The sequence below is a fragment of the Peribacillus frigoritolerans genome (assembly GCF_030676415.1).
Lineage (GTDB): Bacteria > Bacillota > Bacilli > Bacillales > DSM-1321 > Peribacillus > Peribacillus frigoritolerans_A.
Map to the genome: position 1 here is coordinate 1 of NZ_JAUUTW010000039.1, position 21783 is coordinate 21783.

General features: G+C 38.0%; 24 protein-coding genes. 5 read left to right on the forward strand and 19 right to left on the reverse strand.

Annotation, left to right across the window (positions count from 1 at the left end):
• Nucleotides 1-159 precede the first annotated feature (159 nt).
• Nucleotides 160-369 carry a hypothetical protein gene (locus Q8G36_RS24595; protein WP_305162441.1) on the reverse strand — a complete coding sequence of 70 codons (210 nt, stop codon included), beginning with the start codon at nt 367-369 and terminating at the stop codon, nt 160-162.
• A 1017-nt stretch (nt 370-1386) separates the two neighbouring features.
• On the opposite strand from Q8G36_RS24595, the gene Q8G36_RS24600 reads away from it, so the two are divergent.
• From Q8G36_RS24600 to Q8G36_RS24610, 3 genes are all read left to right on the forward strand, one after another.
• On the forward strand, nt 1387-2238 hold the full coding sequence (locus tag Q8G36_RS24600) for an alpha/beta fold hydrolase (protein WP_305162440.1): 852 nt from the start codon (nt 1387-1389) through the stop codon (nt 2236-2238).
• Entirely contained in the window at nt 2231-3442 is a 1212-nt protein-coding gene (locus Q8G36_RS24605) for a PP2C family protein-serine/threonine phosphatase (protein ID WP_305162439.1), read from the forward strand. The genes Q8G36_RS24600 and Q8G36_RS24605 overlap by 8 nt, the downstream gene beginning before the upstream one ends.
• Before the next feature lie 454 nt (nt 3443-3896).
• Nucleotides 3897-4142 carry a hypothetical protein gene (locus Q8G36_RS24610; RefSeq protein WP_305162438.1) on the forward strand — a complete coding sequence of 82 codons (246 nt, stop codon included), beginning with the start codon at nt 3897-3899 and terminating at the stop codon, nt 4140-4142.
• Nucleotides 4143-4809: 667 nt separating this feature from the next.
• Here the strand turns inward: Q8G36_RS24610 and Q8G36_RS24615 are convergent.
• Entirely contained in the window at nt 4810-5190 is a 381-nt protein-coding gene (locus tag Q8G36_RS24615) for an MBL fold metallo-hydrolase (protein ID WP_305162437.1), read from the reverse strand.
• A gap of 695 nt (nt 5191-5885) precedes the next feature.
• Here Q8G36_RS24615 and Q8G36_RS24620 point away from each other — a divergent pair.
• Nucleotides 5886-6800, forward strand: a complete 915-nt coding sequence (locus Q8G36_RS24620) for an iron-hydroxamate ABC transporter substrate-binding protein (protein ID WP_305162436.1) — start codon at nt 5886-5888, stop codon at nt 6798-6800.
• Nucleotides 6801-6992: 192 nt separating this feature from the next.
• Here Q8G36_RS24620 and Q8G36_RS24625 read toward each other — a convergent pair whose 3' ends face one another.
• The 10 genes from Q8G36_RS24625 to Q8G36_RS24670 all read right to left on the reverse strand — a co-directional run bounded on the left by Q8G36_RS24625 (nt 6993) and on the right by Q8G36_RS24670 (nt 13567).
• The gene (locus tag Q8G36_RS24625; protein WP_305162435.1) at nt 6993-7274 is read right to left on the reverse strand and encodes a hypothetical protein; all 282 of its coding nucleotides are present in this window, start codon (nt 7272-7274) and stop codon (nt 6993-6995) included.
• Between the two features lie 183 nt (nt 7275-7457).
• The gene (locus Q8G36_RS24630) at nt 7458-7868 is read right to left on the reverse strand and encodes an immunity protein YezG family protein (protein WP_305162434.1); all 411 of its coding nucleotides are present in this window, start codon (nt 7866-7868) and stop codon (nt 7458-7460) included.
• Between the two features lie 114 nt (nt 7869-7982).
• Entirely contained in the window at nt 7983-8207 is a 225-nt protein-coding gene (locus tag Q8G36_RS24635; protein ID WP_305162433.1) for an immunity protein YezG family protein, read from the reverse strand.
• A 337-nt stretch (nt 8208-8544) separates the two neighbouring features.
• On the reverse strand, nt 8545-9030 hold the full coding sequence (locus Q8G36_RS24640; protein ID WP_305162432.1) for an immunity protein YezG family protein: 486 nt from the start codon (nt 9028-9030) through the stop codon (nt 8545-8547).
• Entirely contained in the window at nt 9031-9894 is an 864-nt protein-coding gene (locus tag Q8G36_RS24645) for a DNA/RNA non-specific endonuclease (RefSeq protein ID WP_305162431.1), read from the reverse strand.
• Nucleotides 9895-10106: 212 nt separating this feature from the next.
• Complete coding sequence (locus Q8G36_RS24650; protein ID WP_144527849.1) at nt 10107-10406, reverse strand: contact-dependent growth inhibition system immunity protein; 300 nt, start codon at nt 10404-10406, stop codon at nt 10107-10109.
• A 17-nt stretch (nt 10407-10423) separates the two neighbouring features.
• On the reverse strand, nt 10424-12364 hold the full coding sequence (locus Q8G36_RS24655; protein WP_305162430.1) for a ribonuclease YeeF family protein: 1941 nt from the start codon (nt 12362-12364) through the stop codon (nt 10424-10426).
• Entirely contained in the window at nt 12361-12651 is a 291-nt protein-coding gene (locus Q8G36_RS24660) for a YwqI/YxiC family protein (protein WP_305162429.1), read from the reverse strand. The genes Q8G36_RS24655 and Q8G36_RS24660 overlap by 4 nt, the downstream gene beginning before the upstream one ends.
• On the reverse strand, nt 12651-13079 hold the full coding sequence (locus Q8G36_RS24665) for a YwqH-like family protein (RefSeq protein WP_305162428.1): 429 nt from the start codon (nt 13077-13079) through the stop codon (nt 12651-12653). The genes Q8G36_RS24660 and Q8G36_RS24665 overlap by 1 nt, the downstream gene beginning before the upstream one ends.
• Before the next feature lie 239 nt (nt 13080-13318).
• Nucleotides 13319-13567, reverse strand: coding sequence for a hypothetical protein (locus Q8G36_RS24670; protein ID WP_305162427.1), 249 nt, complete (start codon nt 13565-13567; stop codon nt 13319-13321).
• 385 nt (nt 13568-13952) lie between these two features.
• Here Q8G36_RS24670 and Q8G36_RS24675 point away from each other — a divergent pair, with 385 nt between their 5' ends.
• The gene (locus Q8G36_RS24675) at nt 13953-14357 is read left to right on the forward strand and encodes a hypothetical protein (RefSeq protein WP_305162426.1); all 405 of its coding nucleotides are present in this window, start codon (nt 13953-13955) and stop codon (nt 14355-14357) included.
• Nucleotides 14358-14529: 172 nt separating this feature from the next.
• Here Q8G36_RS24675 and Q8G36_RS24680 read toward each other — a convergent pair whose 3' ends face one another.
• The 7 genes from Q8G36_RS24680 to Q8G36_RS24710 all read right to left on the reverse strand — a co-directional run bounded on the left by Q8G36_RS24680 (nt 14530) and on the right by Q8G36_RS24710 (nt 21780).
• A complete protein-coding gene (locus Q8G36_RS24680; RefSeq protein WP_305162425.1) occupies nt 14530-14823 on the reverse strand; it encodes a hypothetical protein in 294 nt (97 codons plus the stop codon).
• A 353-nt stretch (nt 14824-15176) separates the two neighbouring features.
• Nucleotides 15177-16202, reverse strand: a complete 1026-nt coding sequence (locus Q8G36_RS24685) for a serine hydrolase domain-containing protein (RefSeq protein ID WP_305162424.1) — start codon at nt 16200-16202, stop codon at nt 15177-15179.
• 126 nt (nt 16203-16328) lie between these two features.
• Complete coding sequence (nadE, locus tag Q8G36_RS24690) at nt 16329-17159, reverse strand: ammonia-dependent NAD(+) synthetase (protein ID WP_305162423.1); 831 nt, start codon at nt 17157-17159, stop codon at nt 16329-16331.
• A 34-nt stretch (nt 17160-17193) separates the two neighbouring features.
• The gene (locus Q8G36_RS24695; protein ID WP_305162422.1) at nt 17194-18663 is read right to left on the reverse strand and encodes a nicotinate phosphoribosyltransferase; all 1470 of its coding nucleotides are present in this window, start codon (nt 18661-18663) and stop codon (nt 17194-17196) included.
• A 62-nt stretch (nt 18664-18725) separates the two neighbouring features.
• Complete coding sequence (locus tag Q8G36_RS24700) at nt 18726-19277, reverse strand: cysteine hydrolase family protein (protein ID WP_305162421.1); 552 nt, start codon at nt 19275-19277, stop codon at nt 18726-18728.
• Between the two features lie 15 nt (nt 19278-19292).
• Nucleotides 19293-20057 carry an NUDIX domain-containing protein gene (locus Q8G36_RS24705; RefSeq protein ID WP_305162420.1) on the reverse strand — a complete coding sequence of 255 codons (765 nt, stop codon included), beginning with the start codon at nt 20055-20057 and terminating at the stop codon, nt 19293-19295.
• Between the two features lie 193 nt (nt 20058-20250).
• A complete protein-coding gene (locus tag Q8G36_RS24710) occupies nt 20251-21780 on the reverse strand; it encodes an acyl-CoA carboxylase subunit beta (RefSeq protein ID WP_305162419.1) in 1530 nt (509 codons plus the stop codon).
• Between the last annotated feature and the right edge of the window lie 3 nt (nt 21781-21783).

Below are 21783 nucleotides of genomic sequence, written 5' to 3' on the forward strand. Positions count from 1 at the left end.
GAAAGCCGAGGAGGCTCCCCGACCGCCCGCGGAAAGCGAGTGCCTGGAGTGGAAATCAACGTCCAAATTGTACAAGCCATAAAAATAGACAAACTCGATTTTCATCGAGTTTGTCTACAGTCTGAGCACAACCCTAAATGGGGCTGTGCTTTTGGTCTATTATAAAGGCATATTTTGATCTTTTTTATCTTTACCAATTACTCTTATCAATTCATCCAGCTTTTCATTTCTTTCTTGATCTAATCTTGTCTTTGCATTGATGAATTTAATGATCTTAATTATGAAATAAACACTTAAAACAATAAGTCCTAGATAAAACAAAATCGGTATGATTGCAAAAAGCCCTATTAAACTGCTGGCTTGATCCATTAATAATTCCTCCTCCCAAATGTAAAATATAGTATTATTATACAGGAAAAACAAAGAAGGCGTCCGATATCCATTTATTATTTAAATTGCGCAAAAAACCTGAAGCTAGCAACATTTTAATAGCACCAATTAGTCATCAGAAAATTTCTTAAGGATAGGGTAAAACAATATTGAAGGATTTGAATCAGAAAAAGGGAGAAGTTTAAATTACCCATTATAAAAACCCTTATTTTATCTATTCAAATATAGACATAAATTAGGGTTTATATATTTTTTGTTACGTTTCTAACATGATAATAAAATAGATAAATTGAATTAAAGAACTTCACATAATCAGTCAATACTTCTCTAAACCCCACTTATCTCTGTTCTCTACAAAATGTTTTCTAAAAAGAATTTACACTCTAGAACAGTGGAATGAATCACATCATGGCCATATATTTCGATCTAATTAAAAAATCCCTTATGGATCCCCTTTACATAACCCTTTTATCATTAGGCTTTGCAAAGGCTAATGATATAGGAACGTTGTCAACCTTTTCCGGGTATAAGAGGTTCGTGTATACGTAAGACAAGAGTTTCCAAAAGTCTTGAAACTCCACGATATATCAATCTCCCCCCCATTCCAAGTCATTTTAAAGCGAGTAAATTTATCTTACTGCCTTTGTAAATCAGTAGATTGATGTTTATTCATGCTTATTAATAGATCTTATATGATGGTTTGAGGAGATAATGTGGTTCCTCATACTCACCGACCAGCAAATCTGAGAAGATCCTGGATTATAATGAAGGCTACTTTATTCCCGATTAAGAATACAACCAATCCAGTTTTATTTCGTATATTAGGGTGACAGAAATTTAAAGGTAAATAGATGCTAAGACAATTTTCAGTTCAAGTAAATCATGGTGAAGTTAAAGATAAGTTCCACCGATTTACTACTAAAGTGTAATTCTTTAATTCGAATAAGGTTAGTGTTAACATATAGTGAGTATATCTTCTAATGAAGGGAGCTAATTATGAATCCCAATATTTTATTACGTAATAATGTAAAGTTTAAAGGAAGTGGTACACGCCCAATGATATTTGCCCCAGGTTTTGGTTGTGATCAAAATGTCTGGCAATCAGTTGCAAAAGACTTCGAAGATGAATACCAAATTATCCTATTTGACTATGTTGGGTCAGGTAATTCAGATATACAGGCATATAACGTGGAAAGATACAGTACTCTTGAAGGGTATGCACAAGACGTACTTGATGTTTGTTCCGCATTAGACCTAAAAGATGCTATATTTGTTGGACACTCTGTTGGATGTGTGATTGGCATGCTGGCATCAATTAAACATCCTGAATATTTTTCTAAACTTGTTCTGGTTGGTCCTTCCCCTTGCTACCTGAATCTCCCTAATGATTATTACGGAGGATTCGAGAAAGAACAACTTTTAGGATTGATTGATATGATGGACAAAAATTATATAGGCTGGGCAACCGCCTTTGCTGGAACGGTAATGAATAATCCAGATCGACCAGAGCTTAAACGGGACCTAGAGAATCGTTTTTGTTCTACTGATCCTATTATCGCTCGACAATTTGCGGAGGTTACCTTCTTTGCAGACAACCGTAAAGACTTACCAAAAGTAGAAGTACCATCACTCATTTTACAATGTTCAGAAGATGTTATTGCTCCGTCAGCAGTAGGTGATTATATTCATAAGCATCTTCCTCATAGTACATTGAAATTGATGAAAGCAACAGGACACTGTCCACATATTAGTCATCCTGAAGAGACGATATACCTAATCCGTCAGTATTTGGATGAATTTCCAACAAACGATTTAAAGAAAGGGATGGGTGTGAATTTTTGTGAATGAACAATTAAATGAGGCACCCTGCGGATATTTGACTTTATCAGAAGAAGATACTATTTTATCCGTTAACCAAACCTTACATAAAATATTGGGATATAATCTCGATCAATTGAAAGGACAGCATATTAATTTTATCCTTTCGGCTTCTGCTGTACTCTTTCATCAGCTTTACCTGGTTCCTCTGATTAAGTTAGAAAATCGCATTGAGGAAATATATATATCCTTAAAGTCTGTAGATGATGAAGAAATACCTGTGTTACTCAACGCTGTTCGAAGAGAGCGGGATGGAAGAACTATTATTGAGTGTGTGGTGATTCCAATGCGAAAAAGAAACGAATTGGAAAATGAGCTTCTTAGAGCGAAAAAAGAGGCAGTGACAGCTCTAAATGCTAGGAATAAGGCTTATTCTGATTTAGAGAATGCTCATGAAACGATGAAAATGCAAAAGGATAAACTTATTGAATTGAACGAAAAAAACGAAAAATACAAAGTAGATATAGAAAGAGAATTGGATCTTGCCAAAAAAATCCAAGAGACACTATTAACTGTTCCTATCATTAATGAACACCTTGAAATTCAAGCGTATTATAAAGGCTCCAATCAATTATCAGGTGATTTATATGGATTTTACCAAATTGACGCCCAAAGGTATGGCCTTATCATACTTGATGTGATGGGGCACGGGCTTTCTTCAGCTCTAATAACCATGTCACTTCATTCCATATTTCAGAGATTAATTTTGAAAGGTTCTGAAGTGAAAACTGTGATGAAGGAATTAGATGATCATCTTCATTCTTTATTCAAAAACACAAGTGAATCTTCGCATTACTGCACAGCCGTCTACCTTTTAATCGATACTGATAAGAGAGAAATTAATTATATCAATGCAGGCCATCCTTCCGTTCTTTTACAGGATATAAACGGAAAACAATATCACTTGCGTTCCAATCGGCCTCCACTCGGGATGTTTGAAGATATAACTTTTAAAACAAATACCCTTACATACAATAAGGACAGTAAGCTGTGCCTTTATACAGATGGAGTTGAAGAACCTCTAGGTTCAGACCGTTTATGCTCATTGTTAAAGAACTATTCGGCTGTCCCTTTATCTGCACTTAAAGAGGAAATTATACATTCGCTTAGAAATGAAGAGGACACTGACCAGCGTAAAGATGACCAATGTCTTATTTTAGTTAAACTAAAATAAGACATTGGGGCTGTGCAATCCGTTATATAAACTAATACAGTTGCTGTTCAATTTCCAGGGATTAACTTTAGCTCAATAAACCTTTATTATTCTATATCCCTTACTTTACATCATAAATTTTAAATCTCTATAGAGAACCTTAATGGTTTCATCTTTTTTACCTGCAGATGTAGTTGAAGCTGCAATAAACAGTTTAGTAATTGGAATAAACTATAACAAATGATGAGCTATCTTTTTATGGGTTGCTTCTATTTTTTACGCAAAATTATTTCTAAGAATTACGTAATATAAATAATAAATTGACAGCGTCCGATCCAAAAATCATCCACCTCCCAGCACACTTCGCCAATCCATAACCAGCTCTCTATTTATTTATTTTCATTCGCTTTGTTCCATTTGCCTCCCAATGCTTTCCATCTTATAATTAAATTATTAAAAAGGAAGGGGAATACAAATGAACGAAGGTAGAGATCCATTCGTTTCTTCACTCGCTTCTCATTTAAACATGCGGCTTACTCGTTTGGCAGAAGAAAGGGATATCCCACTGGAAAGATTGTTTGATAAATCCATCGAATTGCTACTTGAATATATGGAAGACAATGAATTGATCAATGACCATGTTAAGTTAAACAATGTCGAAGCGATTAATAAAAATAATGAAATCATTCAGCAAAGCAGGCAGATCCTTAAGAAAGACTAGCTTAAAAACACTCAGCCATCACGGTTGAGTGTTTTTTCATCTTTATATATTTCCAGCGCACTTTCCACTAATATATCCCACACAATCTACAACTTCACATCCAAATAAAAAAGGCAGCCACTAGGACCGCCTCTGTCGAACAACTTTTTTACAGTTGCTTCATTCTTTTAGTGATTAATAAAAACGTCGCTTGTTTTTTTTGCATTTACATTTACATTTACAACGCTTTCCAGGAAACCATACTGTACTTGGATCATTGTTCTCAAAACATTTTTCTTCATAACAACAATTTAGCTCCATCCTAACACCCTCCTTACTATTGTATATGCATAGACTGATTGAAGGTGTGGACAAGTTGCTGAAAATTTAGAAGTGAATGCGAATTAATTCATTTTCCATGATTCTGGACAATTTCCAATGTATGTGGAAGCAAACTGATATCTCCCCATTTTATGACCAGGAATAACGATTTTCGTATCTTTAAATTCTTCATTGTATTTGGCCAAGCTTCCATGTTAGCTTCATAAATGATCCCCGAATTCTTTTGTTCCAGTGCAAAAATCATATCACCAATTAATAAGTTATACTTTGGAAGCCATATCGTCATGTTATCAGAAGTATATTTCGATTTTCATATTCCCAACTTTTAAAGTGGATGCCATTGAATTCAGTGAAGGATCAGGCATAGGATAGTTGAACTCTTCTGCCAATCTTGCAGTTTCAGAGTACTTACCGTTTTTATTTTTTGATCCAATAAAGCCTGTATACCACCGATTCTATCGTATTTGTGGTGAGTTATTATAGCCAGCTTGACAGGTTTTTTGAATTCCTTATTTATTATATTCAATAATTGCTTTGCCAGAATATCGTCCCAAGCTGCATCAACTAAGACGATTCCTTTTGAAGTATTAAGAACCAGACCATTCGCACCAATCTTATTACCTTGGATTTCTGTATATGTTGTATGTACCCATACATCCTTTTTTAATTGAGTTAGAACTACTGATCCATCCTCACTGGTTATTACCGTTTTTTGATTTTGTTTCAAGTGCTGAAACCGGTGTCGCAATGTTTAGTAATAAAAAACAAAAACTTGCTATTAAAAACCCTTTTTTTAACTCATATAACTCTTCCTTTCTATACTATATTTATAGAATTATATATACTTCCAAATTTTAGTTCAAATATATATGACTTCCCAACGGTTAAATCATAATATAATTATGTAAATAGATAAAAAAATTGATTTTACACATAAATCAATAAAAAAACTAGAACGAAAAGTACGAAAAATCGATTTAGCGAAAAACCAGGGTCCACAGCAAATATGTTTTGAAACAATGTTTTATCAAATCAGTACGAGCAACCCTTATTTTTCAAAATAAGGGTTGCTTTATGCGAAAGTGAAAATACAGGAATATCAACGGGATGAAATACCTCGCTAAACTTTGTATTTTTTATACAAGGGAAGATATTTTGCGGTATTGGGTTCCCCTATTTCTGCATGTATTGCCATAGCTTCGCTTGTCATAAGAAATCAACGTCCCAACCAGCTCAAACATGTTTCTACAAGTAAGGGTGACAGTTGTACACAGAGTTTAGCAATCTGGCTAAATTTATTGACAATGATTATCATTCCTATTAATATGTTGATATAGTCATTGAAAATGAATATCATTACCAATTAGAAACTTTTTTGATATGTTTTTAACCTACTCTATAATTAATAAGGAGAAAATCAGAATGAAAAAGCTATTCATCCCCTTCCTACTCTTGTTCGTACTTATTCTTAGTGCTTGCGGGAACAAAGAGACAGCGAACGAAAATAATGCATCCAAGGCTAAAAAAGAAACAGTTACATATCAATCAGAAACTGGCCCTATTGAGATTCCTAAAAACCCAAAAAGAATAATTGCTCTCTCTAATGGACCTAATGTATTGGCTTTAGAAGGTAATGTCGTTGGGATAGACCAATGGACTAATATGAATCCACTTTTTAAAGAAAGACTAAAGGGAGTGGAAGTCGTATCAGAAGATAACCTCGAGAAAATCATTGAACTGGAACCGGATCTAATCATAGCGGGTTCCGAGATGAAAAATATTGGAAAGCTAAATGAAATTGCTCCAACTGTAGTATTCACTTGGGGAAAATTAGATTATTTATCACAGCAAATAGAAATCGGAAAACTCTTAAACAAAGAAAAGGAAGCAAAAGAATGGGTTAATGATTTCGAAACGCGTGCAGAATCAGCAGGAAAAGCGATACGTGCAAAAATTGGTGAAGATGCAACCGTTTCTGTAATTGAAAATGATGCCAAAGAATTTTATGTATTTGGAAATAATTATGCACGCGGAACAGAAATATTGTATCAAGCAATGGATTTGAAAATGCCTGAAAAAGTAAAAGAAAAGGCACTTAAATCCGGCATTTATGTCCTCTCATCGGAAGTGCTTCCTGAGTATACTGGAGATTATATTATCTTTAGTAAAAACCCAGATGTTGTTAATTCATTTGTGGAGACCGATACGTGGAAAAATATACCTGCAGTTAAGAACGATCGTGTATTTGAAATAAATAGTAAAGCATCCACCTACAGTGATCCAATCACTTTAGAGCACCTTCTGGAATTTTTCGAAAAATCATTTCTTAACAAATAGTATGCAAAGAAGGAATTCTTTAAATGAGAATTCCTTCTTTAATGTGTTTAACACTTGAACTTCTTCTTAGAATAACAAAAAAGTACTTGATGACTAACAGGCAATCAAGTGTCCTTCTTGTTTAATTTTCTTCAAATTCTTTCATTCTCTCTATTAAATCTAAATCTAGCTGTTCTTTTTTGGTTATAAATTTTATTCAAAATACTTAAATGTGACATGTTTATAGTTGTTTCCATACGCCGTAGCTAATTCTTCGACCCTAATCCGGAGAGGTACTTCCACCTTACCGATTTCCCTGCCTAAGGCTTGAACCTTCCGAACCTGCTTTTGCGCAAATTCCTTGCTGTAAGTGACGAACTTTGTACCACTCGCTACATTATCGGCGACTTTGGCCGCACCTGCCACACCGCCGATTCCGAGTCCCATCAACAGGCCGTTCTGGCGCTGTTCCTCGGTTAGCTTTACCACCGTCATTCACCGCAAACTTCTGTACGATAAATTTTGTCAAACATTATTTATAACCAAGTGTTATCTATACTCTCTTAGTACCAAACTATTTATTCGGCACTATGTAGCCCCCAAAAAAAGAAACCTTGAAAGGTATTTAGCCAATCAAGGGGTTAAAAAAGCATTTCAAGGTTTCATTATATATATGTTTTAGTTTAGATATTCAGCTTCCCATTTATCTTGTTTTTCTACAGGGCTAAGTTCCGAGATATCCTCATATCCATAATTCATTTTCATTTTTCCTGTGTTATCTAAAATGAAAGTTAGGTTAGTCCATAGTTCCTGTTCTTGCTCCTTAAATTCTTCGTGTAATCTCGAAAAACAATTATACAATTCATTATCAAGCCCCTCAAACTCTTCCTCATCAACATTAAATAAATCAGTTATATCTAGACTATATACTGGTTCCCCTCCAGTTTCAGGGTAATAGTAGAAAAAAACTTTTTTATAATCTTCTCTATACTCAGCGTATAAAATGATTTGTTTCCAATCCTCTGGAATTATATTTACTAATGTATTCGCAATTTGTTGATATGTCTGCTCCATTATTTTAGTTTCCATCCCACTAACCTCCTAAATAATTAGTTAATCTATCTGATATTTTTCACCATCTATTGCAAAGTGAATTTAAACTCACTCGGTCTAGCTGAATGCGCCTCATATATTGGTTATACTTTAATAGTTACTTCTTTCCCCTCTAATAGAGCCTTCTTCCATGTATTCTCTAGATTCACTCCTATTTAAAGTAGCATTCATAGGTACTAAGTTATCAATTTCATCAGAACCTTTAAATTTACTCCATTCTTCTGGAATCATCTCATTTACAGTTTGAGCTATTTTCTGATAATAATCATTCAGTTTTGATTCATTCATTTTTTTATCCCTCAGCTCTATTTTCAATGTTCTTAACTCCCAATGACCATCGTCAATTTTATACTCTATGTTTTGATGATTGCGGGGGCTAATTGATCATTCTTTTGTATGCTATCGTTCGTACTTGTCCTACTTATATTGTTTAACACCTCATTATGGTTGTATCTTCTTGGATTAAGTATTTCAAAGAGAATCACCTTTTCAAAAAAGGCTATGTAGTTTTCTATGAGCACCCTTATACAGATTCCATCATTGGATCTTGGTTAAAACATATATTTTTCATAACCATAAAATTAAAAACCTTGAAAGGCATATAGCCAATCAAGGTTTAAATTTTATTAGAATTTTATTAATTTAGATATGTTTATTTAGTAGTATTCTTAGTGTTTTTATACTCTTCAATTATCTTGAAATCCCGTTTTCTATTCTCATTTGGCATTATGTCTAATTTTTCATATTCCCAAATTACTTGTTGCTCATAACTATCATCATTTTCCAAATTTCTATAATTATAGTCAAAATCAAATTTTCCGTTTGATGTTAATTCAAATGTTAAATTAGTCCACTGTTCTTGTTTTTGATTTTTAAATTCATCCCATAATTCTCTTAGATATTCATATAATTGGTGTAATTGCCTATTAACTTCGTCCTCATTAACATTATCCATGTCTTCAATATCTAAACTATAAATAGGTGTCTTTTTATTATGAGGATAATAGTAGAAATAGGTTCGATTGCTCCACTCTGTTATTTCGGAGTATAATAATACTTTATCCCAAGATTCAGGAATAATAAAATTTAATTGTCGCCCTATTTTTTGATATAGTTGCTCCATTTTTTCTTTATTCATTTATTTACCTCCATATATGTTTTCCAAGACTTCCACAAATTTTTTACCATCAATTTTATACTTTATTTCGAATCTACTTGGTCGTAAAGATTGCCCTTCATATATTGGTTTTATATCTACCGAAACTTGTTGATCTTCTCTTAAAGCTTTTGCCCAAGCATATTCAAGTTTTTTATAAGCACTTACATTAACATTGCCATTCATTGCAACTATATTATCGATAAGAGGAGAACCATTAAATTGAGTACCGATTAAATGTCCTCCATGATCACCTTTAGTACTAGGAGCTATAATTCTCTCATCTCCTCCAGCAGCTAACTGATGTTTGGTATCACGAATACCCATTTCCAACGTTAACTCTCCTGAAGCCTTCTCAATTCTTCCTAAATCGTCTGTTTGATATCGATATCCATTTGTTTCATATTTAACATTTGGCTTTAATTTAAACTTATCTAAAAAATGACTACCGTCTTTAATTACACCATCAATACTCTTACTACCTTCACCCGTACCCTTAGGAACACTCTCGCCTGAAGCAGCCTCTACTTTGCTATCCTTAACAGTAAATTTCTGATAGGCTTCCTTAATTGTCTGCTTTTCCATCATAACTTGGCGAAGGGTTGGTCCTCCTGCGAGGGATACTTGTTCCATACTTATCCGTTTAGGGATTTCTTTTTTACCTAGTTCTTCACCTATATTTTTTAACGTGGTTTTTCCGGATCTCGCTATATCTGTTATTGTAGCTTGAACCTTCTGAACCTGCTTTTGCGCAAATTCTTTGCTGTAAGGGACGAACTTTGAACCACTTGCTACTTTATCTGCGACCTTCGCAGCACCTGCCACACCGCCGATTCCGAGTGCCATCAACAGTCCGTTCTGGCGCTGTTCCTCGGTCAGTTGGTTGCCGAACATGTCTTTGCCTGTGGCCGCTTCGCCGAGGCCGTTGGCTGCGAGGAGTATATCCCGTATTCGGTTTTCTGGAGGAGGCTATAGTCCTTCAATCACTATAATAAAAGGACCTTAACAACATACGTTAAGGTCCTTTTATTTTCCACCCAAGATTTTCAAAAAAAATACTATTTTGATTTCACAGCTTCTTTTATTTGTTCTACGACATTATTAAGCCACTGTATAGGAGTTAATCCAATTGCGGGAAAATAAATTTCAGCATTAGTTTGAATATAGTTTTCCTTTTCTTGTTTTGTTCTATTACTAGTTAGAAATTCGTCACAATACTTTATTGTAAAAAGCAAACATTCTTTATTAGCTTCGTTTATAAACTCAGCTAATGCTTGTTCAGGCGAACTAATATCCTGGTGGAATGTTCCACCTAAAAAATCTTCTAACTCTTCTAAGTAATCATAACTTTCGTCCATTTAAATTCCTCGCTTCATTATTTTTCTGGATATCCTGTTAGAATAAAATTACCGTTTGAATCCTTTTTAAGTACAATTTTTGCATTTGTAACATTCTCTACAACTTTGGAGTTTCTTGATACACTTCTACCAATTATCTCTCCATCACCCTTGTATCTTAATGGTAATGTAGGTCTACTATTAGGGTCTGAAAGCCACTTTTGTATTTTCTCAATATTTTTGGGATTGTTTAAGACTGTATAAGCAACTTTCTCAGCTGTTGGCCTATCTATAAAAGTAGAAGAACCAGTAATTCTTGGATTATTTCTTATCCTTTCTAATAATTCTTCATCAGTTTTCCCAACATGTCTTTCAATCAAATGCCCACCTCTTGACTCATGTACAGCCAGTCCACCACCAGGTGCAAGAGAACTCTTATCTCCTGGTTTAACATTATCTACACCCTTAGAAATATTCTCCCCTAAAACACCCTCTACTTTGCTATCCTTCACCGCAAATTTCTGATAGGCTTCCTTAATTGTCTGCTTTTCCATCATAACTTGGCGAAGGGTTGGTCCTCCTGCGAGGGATACTTGTTCCATACTTATCCGTTTAGGAATTTCCTTTTTACCTAGTTCTTCACCTATATTTTTTAACGTGGTTTTTCCTGATCTCGCTATGTCTGTTATTGCAGCTTGAACCTTCTGAACCTGCTTTTGCGCAAATTCCTTGCTATAAGGGACGAACTTTGAACCACTTGCTACTTTATCTGCGACCTTCGCAGCACCTGCCACACCGCCGATGCCGAGTGCCATCAACAGTCCGTTCTGGCGCTGTTCCTCGGTCAGTTGGTTGCCGAACATGTCTTTGCCTGTGGCCGCTTCGCCGAGGCCGTTGGCTGCGAGGAGTCCGTATATCCCGTATTCGGTTTTCTGGAGGAGGCTAAAGCCTTTTGTCGTTTTATAGGCATCGAGCGCGTGGTCCGCTGCGTTGAGTCCTTTGGCCGTTTTGTAGATGGCGCTGCCGCCCTTGATGGCCCGGCCGGCCCAGCCGACGACGGGGATGAATCCAGCGGCGGCCATGGCGCCGGCGGCGATTCGTTCGGCATCGGACAGCTTGCGGCCCGTTACTGGATCGACTCCGGTCGAGGCCCTGATAGAATCATAATATCCCGTGAATTCCCCTGTAAAGGTTTTTGTCGTATCCCAGGCTTTTTCGTACCATGGACGGTTTTCGAGATCTTCCATTTCTTGTTCGATTTTCCGGGCTTCGTCTTGCTGCTTTTTGAAGGTTTGATAGTCTTTCATCTGACCGGCGACTTCATCCTTCACTTGATAGACGTCACTGCTCTTGAATGCCAATTGATTGAATGTCATCGGCGATATGTTGCCGTCCTGTTTGGTGGCATCAAGCAAGGCGCGGAAGAGGCCAACGGCCACGTTTTCCTGCCCGACGGACACATCATATTCCTCGACCAATTGCCGGTCGACATTCTCGACCTTTGTCACGGTGTCATCCAGTCTCTGCCCGGCCAGCGTGATTTTTTCATTAAAGTCCTTTTGGTCGAACATATCAAGAGGCAGGATATCGTCAATGCTGTTCAGGATCCTTTGGAGATCGCTCGCTTGTTCCTCGACAAGTGACTTCGCTTGGTTAATGCCTGTCGAGACTTCACCATCTAAAAAGGGAACCTCGACCACCGTATTTCCGGATAGGTCCGCTTCTTCCAGACTGGCTGGAATGCCTTCCAAAAAACTGATCTGGGTCGTGAATAGCTCCATCCAGGCGTCCGCCACCTCGATTTGCGCTTCATAAAAGCTTTTGATAGCGGCAGCACCGGCTCCCTGAAACTCGTTATCCAGGCCGACGATGCCCTGAAATTCCTTTTTCAGGGCTGCGACTTCCTTCTTTAGTTCTTCATATTGCTTGGCGCGCGACTTGGTTGCAGCCATCAATGTCTCGGCTTCATATATTTTCATCGCGGCTGATACCCATGTGAAGACGTATGGGTGATGGCTTCATCCTGTTCTTTTAATAAGTTAATGTTGGCACGGGTATCTTCCACATTTTTCTGGACGATTTTGATATATTGCTCGAAGACCTTCTCCAGGTTCGTTTCCCGGTCGATCCATTTCGCGGTGAATTCCAATTTATTGCTGCCAAGCTCGCCTGCCGGCAAATTTCCTAGCGTGACTGTACCAAGTGCCGTCTTCACCTGATCGACTTGCTTCGTTACGGCAGGATGATTCAGTTTGATTGTCGTCATTAAAACAACCGCCTTTTTAAATCTGATATTTTACTTTCCAGCTGCTCAAATGCCTCTTCTCCTTTACTCAAAAGGGAGTCGGCTTCTTGGGCTATATTCCCTGCTATGCTCAGAAGCGTATTTTCGGCGTTCAGCTTTGTAATCATCGCCTCGATTTTCCATTGGTAATCGTCATAATCGTCATGAATGATACTAAACATCACATTATAGGCATCATGACGGGCTTCCTGAAATTGATCCGAGCGCTTCCCTGTCCAGCTGCCACCTAGCTCAGGGTCTTTTATTTTCCTGATCTCGTTCAGGCACATGCTCTGCTCTTTTATAATATCGTTCTTGGCATTTTCTAAACGTTCAATTTTCACATGTAAATCAGCTTTTTTACTGGAGATAGCAGAGTGTAAATTACTCAAAATATCTGCATATACCATGAAACTCACCTCAGAAACAGTATAATACTAGACTAACTGTCATATTTTTCTTATTTAACATTATAAGGATTAAAGTCCGAGAGTTAAATAGGGATAAATATGCTATTTTGTCAGTTGAAAGAGAAGATTGGCATAAAAAAGTTCCTACATACCCTATTCTTTATACCCTCCACTTTACCAATTTTAAACAAGTGAACAGAATGTCATCTCATTGGATTCTCTATAAAATTGCAACCACTTCATTCAAACTGCCCTAAACTGTATCTGTGCAACAAATCATCCCGAACAAATTCCCTGCAAGTGGAAGATAATTGTGACCGTTCGGGATGTATCAAATCTCCAAAAGGCAAATCACCGACAAACTTAACTTCGCCTTCAAAATCCTGTCCTGATTCAGCATCAAAACCGATTACTTTCACAAAGCAAGTTTTATGTCCGGTTTTCATAAAATCAATTACCGTTAACACATGATTATGTACATCATTCATTCTTTTTCCTCCAACCATGAAAGCATTAAGTAAGGATAAGATCACACAAATTATTTTTTACTAACCTTATAAATAAAGAAACGATCAAAACAATCATGATTAAGATCGCTAAAGGCATTATCATATTGGAAATCAGGTACACCTACTTTTAATGTAATCTCTTATTTTTTATTTTTCTATGTATTTTGTTGATCTATTCACCATTTATTAACTATAACCTTGTTTAACTGACGATGCATGTCTTGACTTCTCAATTCATTCACTTATGCTTTTTACTATGATTTCACATTACTACCATCGAAGGTCAGTCTGGCAACCCCGAGGACCTCCCCTCTTCTATATAGATTTATAACCTGCTATAATCTAAGGATTGGAGGTGTGAGAAATGAAAGAAATCATCCAGATATTAGCTGAAATCGTCAATAATCTTCACGATTTCATCCTATTCTTTGTGAGCGACACATTAAATTCAAATGCAACAGACAAAGATTTGCATTTTTGGATAATGGGAATCATCGGTATCATCATATTTTTGTTCGTATTATTTTTATCCAATTTAATTTCCCGGATGCGTTTTGGTATAACGATACTATCTTTCCTTTATACCTTTACAGTCATGGTTGTTTTAGTATTTGCCATTGAAATTCAGCAAGCCCTTACCAGCAGGGGGAATATGGAGTTTCAAGATGCGGCGGTAGGCCTTTGGGGATTCATCGTATTTTTCATGGTTTTTGCTGTACTATCATCCATATTCATTTTGGTGAAGAACTTTTTCAAGCAATCAAAATAAAGGTAACGATAGGTCACCTTGCTTAAAACATTCCTAATGGCCTTTCAATAACTAGAATTTCGGATTTTGTATTGGCGGGAATGATAAAAACTCTCTGTAGCATCATCTTAAATCGGAAGGAAGGTTACAGAGAAGCAAATTTGATTCGGGGTAAATAAGCCTATACTATCAATTACTTCGGTTCACTTTCATTGAATAAATCAATGCTAAACAGATTAAATGAATCGTCGTCATTAATACGTTCCTGGTCATTTCCGGATATATCAGGACTATTATCCCTGCGACGGCGATTAACTTCCTTTAATTCCGCTTCCAGAAATTCCGCTTGACCATGGGAAAGCTTGATCGTGATTTCATTATTTTGATCATCTGCAGCTTTCAAGAGGACATAACTATCCGCAGCATTACGTAAAGTCACATTGCTTACTGTTAAGTTCATGTTCGCGAGTTCATATCTTGCCTTCATAAAGTAAAAAGAACCTCCATCGGAAAATACCGGTTAAAATAATATATATTAAATATACTTTACTTCAAGATATCTAAATATACAAATTCTTTGTTTGGAAAAGCCTTGAAACCTAAAGAAAACTACCTCCTTAAAGAGCTTTACAGGGAAATAAATGGAAAAGTGATAGCCGCGTTCTTGAATAAAGGTACAGGTGATGTTTCTTCCTTCGAAAGATCCAGAAGTTCTGGAAACAATCAAGCAATTGAATGCGAACTCGTCCCTTTCTTAAATCTATATAGGTTTTGCATGATTGATTCAAATTAACTAAAAACAAATGAAACCCTTCCCATGAAGAAAGGTTCCATTTGTTTTTATAATTCTTTCTCAATCGCGCAAGTAATATCGTATGGACCCATGCTTTTATTAGAAGTAATGACGGTTTTCATTCGTTTTACCGGATAAACCGCTGAATTGAAACTTACACCCGGGTCATAGCCCATAAGATGATATTTGAAAATCGCGTCATTTTTTTTACGAATCCATATACCATACCCATAGTATTCCCCTTTATCTCCTGCAGCAATATGGGGTTCAAATAAAAGATTGGTATATTCTTGATTCAGTAACTGATTGGAAAATAACCCATCCCAAAGCCTGAACATATCTGATGTGGTAATATAAGCCCCTCCATCCGCACCGCCTTTGATCGGAAGGGAATAAACATTTGTTCTCCATGCTCCATTTTCTTCGTCTATGTACCCTAATGCAGTATTTTTAGGAAGCTGATCCATGGAAAAATAACCGGAATTCTTCATTTCACAAGGCAAAAAGATGCTTTTATTTATATATTCAGAAAATTCAAGTCCGGTTAATTCCTCAACAATCAATCCTAATAAAATATAGCCTGCATTATTGTAATGAAATCTTTCCCCAGGTTCAAACTTCATTACCTCATCTTGAAACAATGGCAGGAAATCTTTTAATCTTTTCATATGGTACATTGGATTTTTCTGCCATAGCTCTTCAAAATCCTCCATCACTTCTTCATCAAAGTAATCAGGAATGCCCGAAGTGTGTGTTAAGAGGTGATGTATGGTTACATTTTGATGGAAATCAGGAAACGCGATCGAAAGACAGTCTTTAAGCTTAGAATTAAACCTAAGTTTCCCTTTTTGTATTAACTGGCAAATGGCTATCGCCGTAAACAGTTTACACCCAGAAGCAATTCCAAACCTTGTTTCGGTCGTATTCATGATTTCATCCGCTCGATTGGAATAGCCATGTGCTGAGCTATGGATCAGGTCATCTCCAGCTTTCACACCGATTACACCCGAGAATTCAATTTCCTTGCTCGTTTCTTCAATAAGCCTGGATAAATCCATACGCAGAGTCGACATTTAGTTTTCCCCTTTGCTGGTAAAATTTTCATTACTGATGTGTTGGCCAAGGTGCACGTTACGTCTTGCAAAAAAACCCGCATCTATTTGATGCGGGATAACTTATTTCAGATTTCACTCGTTCTTTTATTTCCACCAAGTATCATAAACGTTAATGGCTTCATTGCGTTTATGTTCGGTTTTAGTATACCATCCTTCGATGATTTCGGCAGCTTCCGTTCTGATTTCCTTGCCTTCAAGGTAATCATCGATTTCATCATAGCTTACGCCTAAAGCCGCTTCATCAGGAAGTAACGGTTTGTCATCTTCTAAATCGGCCGTTGGTATTTTCGTATAAAGACGCTCAGGAGCACCGACGAATTTCAGGATTTCTTTTCCTTGCCTTTTATTTAAGCGGTATAATGGAATGATATCCGCTGCACCATCACCATGTTTCGTGAAGAAACCTGTGATCGCTTCAGCTGCATGGTCCGTACCAAGCACGACGCCTTTGTAAAGTCCGGCTAAATCATATTGTACCTTCATTCGCTCACGTGCTTTGACATTTCCCCTTAAGAAATTCGATAGCTTTTCAGAAACTGCTGCTTCCACAGCTTTTACTGATGCATCCACCGCTTCCTTGATGTTGACCGTGACGGTTTGGCTTGGCTTGATGAATTTTAAAGCCAGCTGCCTGTCATCTTCATCAGCCTGTACTCCATATGGCAAGCTTACAGCAACAAACTTATAGTCGCTGCCATTCGTTTCTTCATTCAATTCGTTGACAGCGGTTTGGGCAATATACCCTGCCAGCGTTGAATCTTGACCCCCAGATATTCCAAGTACAAAGCTTTTCAGAAACGTATTTTTCTTCATATACCCTTTTAATAGATCAACACTTTTCCTGAATTCGACTTTAGGATCGATCGTTGGTTGGACAAGCAATTTTTTTACGATTTCTTTTTGTAATGGACGCATTGGCATAGCCCCGCTTTCTAATAAAATAGATTGGTCATTTCGTTAGCATTCTCTCTACATTGGCTTTAATTTCATCTATATTCCTCATTTTATTATCCCAACAATCCTGGCTTAGATCTACCGGGTATTCTTCAGGATTAAGTGCACGAAGGTACTCCGGCCATAATACTTGGAGATTTTTTTGCGTGAATGCCTTGATTTCATCTATGGTAGGCAATTCATAAATCAAACTTCCATCCTTAAAAATATCCACATGCAGATCAACCGCATCGAAATCCGTGACGAATTTACTTAGGAAGGTATGGACAGGATGAAACATTTTTAATTTTTCCTGTTCCTGCGGCTTCTCATATTCCATCGCCAAATAATCACCTTCAGCATGATGGTTCACTTTATTGATGATTCGATATACTCGTTTTAAGCCAGGTGTCGTAACCTTTTCAGGGTTAGAAGAAATTTTGATGGTATCTCTCATATTCCCATCTTCGCCCTCTATTGAAACCATTTTATAAACAGCACCGAGCGCTGGCTGGTCATAAGCCGTAATCAATTTGGTTCCTATGCCCCAAATGTCAATTCTTGCTCCTTGTTGTTTTAGATTGATGATCGTATATTCATCCAAGTCATTGGAAGCGACAATCTTCGCATCATGGAACCCTGCAGCATCAAGCATACGTCGTGCTTCTTTTGATAAGTATGCTAAATCACCGCTGTCAAGACGGACACCAATGAAATTGATTTTATCGCCCAGTTCCTTGGCAACACGGATTGCATTCGGGATGCCAGAACGCAGTGTATCATAAGTATCAACCAAGAATACACAGTCTTTATGGGAATCAGCGTATTTATGAAAAGCCGTATATTCATCTTTGTAAGCTTGGATCATGGAATGTGCATGCGTCCCTGAAACCGGAATGCCGAACAGCTTTCCAGCACGTACATTACTAGTGGAATCAAAGCCAGCAATATAGGCCGCTCTCGCACCCCAAATTGCAGCATCCATTTCTTGCGCCCGTCTTGAACCGAATTCAAGGGCAGATTCTTCACCGATGACCTGCTTGATGCGCGAAGCTTTTGTTGCCACGAGTGTGTGATAGTTCACAATGTTAAGCAACGCAGTTTCTATGAGTTGAGCCTCACCAAGCGGTGCCTCCACGCGTAAAATCGGTTCATTGCCGAAGACGAGCTCTCCCTCTTTCATGCAGCGGATCGCTCCCGTGAAACGGATGTTCTTTAAATAATTCAAAAATTCTTCATCATAGTGCAGATCATTTTTTAAATAGTCGATATCACTTTCCGAGAAGGAAAAGTTTTGAAGGTAATGGACAATTTTTTCAAGTCCCGCAAAAATCGCATATCCGCTGTTAAATGGTAGCTTTCTGAAAAATATCTCAAAAACTGCCTTTCGGTTATGTGTTTTGTCCTGCCAATAAGTTTGGGCCATATTGATCTGGTAAAGGTCAGTGTGTAGTGCGTAACTGTCGTCGTTGTACTTTTTTTCCATGGATAGTTCCTCCCAAAAGAGAAGCATTCGCTTCCCTTCTATTCTGTTGCGTTGAATGGATTTTATAGAATGGTTGCTCCAAGAGATCCTTTAAAATGTCCAAGCGCCCAATGGTGACCGGCATCATTGAACGAGGCCACTGCATTTTCATATACAAAGATTTTATAGCCTAGATTATAAGCGTCGATTGCCGTATGCAAAATACAGATATCTGTACAAACCCCGACTAAATATACATCGGTAATGTGACGTTCCCGCAGGCGGATATCAAGGTCCGTTCCTGCAAAGGCCGAATAGCGTGTTTTATCTATATAATGAACATTCTTTTGATTTTTATTTGTTTCATATTCCTCTTTTAACGCCCCGTATAGGTCTCTACCCATTGTACCGCTAATATTATGCGGTGGAAACAAATTCGATTCGGGATGTAAGCGGTCTCCCTCTTCATGTAAATCAATCGCGAATACCGTGTATTCTCCTTGTTTGATAAAATCCTTGGTTATACTGACAAGTTCCTTCTCAATATCCTGGCCTGGCTTCCCGCAGGTCAATGAACCCCCGTCTGCCACGAAGTCATACGTATAATCTATATTGATCAATGCCTTTTTTCCCATATCACCAATTCCCCCTTAATAGTAAATAGAGTCCATGACAACCTCTGCATTAAACCGGTAAAGCTGTGAAGGCCGATACGAATTACGTTTCGTTTTCTTCTGCATTCCCTTTTCATCCAAGACTTTCTCCAAAAACGGGAGTTTCGGGGCCTTTGCATAAAAAAGTGAGTCTGCGCTGATTTTTGCATCATCTCTGGCTGTCAGCAAAACCCGTTGCAATTCGGAAAGTGTAAATTCATCCGGCAGGAATTTTTGGGCTATCGTCGTTTGCACCATTTCTTTTTTCATTAAATTCATCGCATCTTTTACTATTGTATAATGATCAAATGCAAGATCTAATTGTAAGGCTTCCTGAATCGTGAACAATTCAACCTCGGCTGCATCGTCATTCGCTTTTCTTTGATGAAGAAACTCTTCCTGGACGATTGCATAAAAAGCATTGGATATGATCCATCCCCTGGGATCGCGTCCTGGCCGGTCATAAACCCCGAAATGCTTGACATGGAATCCAGCTACGCCCGTTTCTTCTTTCAATTCTCGTTTAGCTGCTTCATAGGCAGTCTCGCCAGCATTGACAAAGCCTCCGGGCAAAGCCCATTTACCTCCTTCAACATTGGGGCTTCCTTCCTTATCTTTTGTGGCACGTTTGATTAATAATAGCTTCAAAAACATTTCAGGAGGGGCTTTCTCTGCCGTTTTCTTTGTAGTGATAGTAAAGATTGCAATATCTGCTGTGTATCCATCTGGTGTAATATATTTCTTTTTTTCCTGCTGAGCCATGGCAACTCTCACTTTCTTTCACTAAGTATGGGATTAAGTAATTAGTAAATCATTAATTACTAATTATAGTACTCTTCCTTGTGTGATTTAGCAACTCTAAATCAGAAAAATTTTCTAATTATTTAAATAATCATTTATTTTATCTCATCATAAATAGCCCGGTCATGATGACCGGGCTTGTTTTTTGAATTCTTTAAACGGGATAGACTCCATGTTTACGATTGGTAAATGTCAATTGCTTACTGCTATATGCTTCAAAGCGGGCGCTCAATTCATCACGCAGGTCATTTGGCTGGATGATGCCATCAATAATCATCTCGGAGGCTAAGCGGTAGATATCAATATCTTCATTATACTCATTGCGCTTCTGTTCGATGAATGCAGGGCGCTCTTTTGGTTCCATCGCATTGATTTTATTGGCATAGACGGCATTGACCGCAGCTTCTGCCCCCATGACCGCTATCAATGCCGTCGGTAAGGCAAGAACGCAGTCCGGTTCAAAAGCGGGACCTGCCATCGCGTATAGTCCAGCACCATAAGCCTTACGGACAATGACAGAAATCTTGGGAACCGTGGCTTCACTCATGGCCGAAATCATTTTCGCACCATGGCGAATGATCCCTGCCTGTTCGACCTTCGTCCCAATCATGAATCCTGGAATATCCACCAGGAACAACAGCGGTATATGGAAAGCATCACATAAATTGATGAACTTGGCTGCCTTATCAGCTGAATCATGGAACAGCACGCCGCCCTTGACACGCGGCTGGTTGGCTATGATCCCTATCGTTTGTCCATTTAGCCTTGCAAGCCCAGTGATTAATTCAGGGGCAAATAGCTTCTTGATTTCGCAAAACGATTGCCTGTCTATAACCCTATCGATCAGGTCATACATATTGAAGGCTGCATTCTGATTTTTAGGAATCAATTCTTCCAAAGTTTTTTCGAAATCCGCAGGCAGCTCAGGTTTTACGCTTTTAGGCCTTTCTTGATAATTTCCTGGAAAATAGCTTAAGTACCTGCGCGCAAACGCGATGGATTCTTCTTCCGACTTGACAAGCACATCCCCGCATCCTGAAACGGAACAATGCATTTTCGCCCCGCCCATTTCCTCTTCGCTCACCTTTTCGCCAATGACCATTTCTGCCATTCTCGGTGAACCTAAATACATGGATGCATTGCCATCAACCATTACGACAATATCACAAAAAGCTGGGATATATGCCCCGCCGGCGGCAGATGGACCGAACAATAGACAAATTTGCGGGACTTTTCCTGATAACTTCACTTGGTTGTAAAAGATGCGTCCTGCTCCGCGGCGTCCCGGAAACATTTCTACTTGATCCGTAATTCGTGCCCCGGCAGAATCGACTAAATAAAGAAGGGGCAGCTGTAACTTATCCGCTGTTTCCTGAATTCGAATGATTTTCTCGACGGTCCTTGCTCCCCAGGAACCAGCTTTTACAGTCGAATCATTGGCCATGACACAGACCCTCTGACCATTGATTTTCCCGATACCTGTAACCACACCATCAGCAGGCAGACCCTCACTGGCACAATTGGCAAAGAATGCGTCCTCTATTTCAACCCCTTCATCGAAAAGCAGCTCTAGCCGTTCACGTACGAAAAGCTTTCCTTTTTCAGCGTTTTTTTGATGATATTTTTCTAAGCCGCCTTTTTTTATCGTTTCAACCGTTTCGGTTAGTTTATCCGTCGTTACCATCCC

Excerpts from the sequence above, each read along its gene's own strand:
- Q8G36_RS24595 (WP_305162441.1), bottom strand. The coding sequence starts at position 369 with ATGGATCAAGCCAGCAGTTTAATAGGGCTTTTTGCAATCATACCGATT.
- Q8G36_RS24600 (WP_305162440.1), top strand. The coding sequence starts at position 1,387 with ATGAATCCCAATATTTTATTACGTAATAATGTAAAGTTTAAAGGAAGT.
- Q8G36_RS24610 (WP_305162438.1), top strand. The coding sequence starts at position 3,897 with ATGAACGAAGGTAGAGATCCATTCGTTTCTTCACTCGCTTCTCATTTA.
- Q8G36_RS24620 (WP_305162436.1), top strand. The coding sequence starts at position 5,886 with ATGAAAAAGCTATTCATCCCCTTCCTACTCTTGTTCGTACTTATTCTT.
- Q8G36_RS24625 (WP_305162435.1), bottom strand. The coding sequence starts at position 7,274 with ATGACGGTGGTAAAGCTAACCGAGGAACAGCGCCAGAACGGCCTGTTG.
- Q8G36_RS24630 (WP_305162434.1), bottom strand. The coding sequence starts at position 7,868 with ATGGAAACTAAAATAATGGAGCAGACATATCAACAAATTGCGAATACA.
- Q8G36_RS24640 (WP_305162432.1), bottom strand. The coding sequence starts at position 9,030 with ATGAATAAAGAAAAAATGGAGCAACTATATCAAAAAATAGGGCGACAA.
- Q8G36_RS24645 (WP_305162431.1), bottom strand. The coding sequence starts at position 9,894 with ATGGCACTCGGAATCGGCGGTGTGGCAGGTGCTGCGAAGGTCGCAGAT.
- Q8G36_RS24650 (WP_144527849.1), bottom strand. The coding sequence starts at position 10,406 with ATGGACGAAAGTTATGATTACTTAGAAGAGTTAGAAGATTTTTTAGGT.
- Q8G36_RS24655 (WP_305162430.1), bottom strand. The coding sequence starts at position 12,364 with ATGAAAATATATGAAGCCGAGACATTGATGGCTGCAACCAAGTCGCGC.
- Q8G36_RS24660 (WP_305162429.1), bottom strand. The coding sequence starts at position 12,651 with ATGACGACAATCAAACTGAATCATCCTGCCGTAACGAAGCAAGTCGAT.
- Q8G36_RS24665 (WP_305162428.1), bottom strand. The coding sequence starts at position 13,079 with ATGGTATATGCAGATATTTTGAGTAATTTACACTCTGCTATCTCCAGT.
- Q8G36_RS24670 (WP_305162427.1), bottom strand. The coding sequence starts at position 13,567 with ATGAATGATGTACATAATCATGTGTTAACGGTAATTGATTTTATGAAA.
- Q8G36_RS24675 (WP_305162426.1), top strand. The coding sequence starts at position 13,953 with ATGAAAGAAATCATCCAGATATTAGCTGAAATCGTCAATAATCTTCAC.
- Q8G36_RS24680 (WP_305162425.1), bottom strand. The coding sequence starts at position 14,823 with ATGAAGGCAAGATATGAACTCGCGAACATGAACTTAACAGTAAGCAAT.
- Q8G36_RS24685 (WP_305162424.1), bottom strand. The coding sequence starts at position 16,202 with ATGTCGACTCTGCGTATGGATTTATCCAGGCTTATTGAAGAAACGAGC.
- nadE (WP_305162423.1), bottom strand. The coding sequence starts at position 17,159 with ATGCGTCCATTACAAAAAGAAATCGTAAAAAAATTGCTTGTCCAACCA.
- Q8G36_RS24695 (WP_305162422.1), bottom strand. The coding sequence starts at position 18,663 with ATGGAAAAAAAGTACAACGACGACAGTTACGCACTACACACTGACCTT.
- Q8G36_RS24700 (WP_305162421.1), bottom strand. The coding sequence starts at position 19,277 with ATGGGAAAAAAGGCATTGATCAATATAGATTATACGTATGACTTCGTG.
- Q8G36_RS24705 (WP_305162420.1), bottom strand. The coding sequence starts at position 20,057 with ATGGCTCAGCAGGAAAAAAAGAAATATATTACACCAGATGGATACACA.
- Q8G36_RS24710 (WP_305162419.1), bottom strand. The coding sequence starts at position 21,780 with ATGGTAACGACGGATAAACTAACCGAAACGGTTGAAACGATAAAAAAA.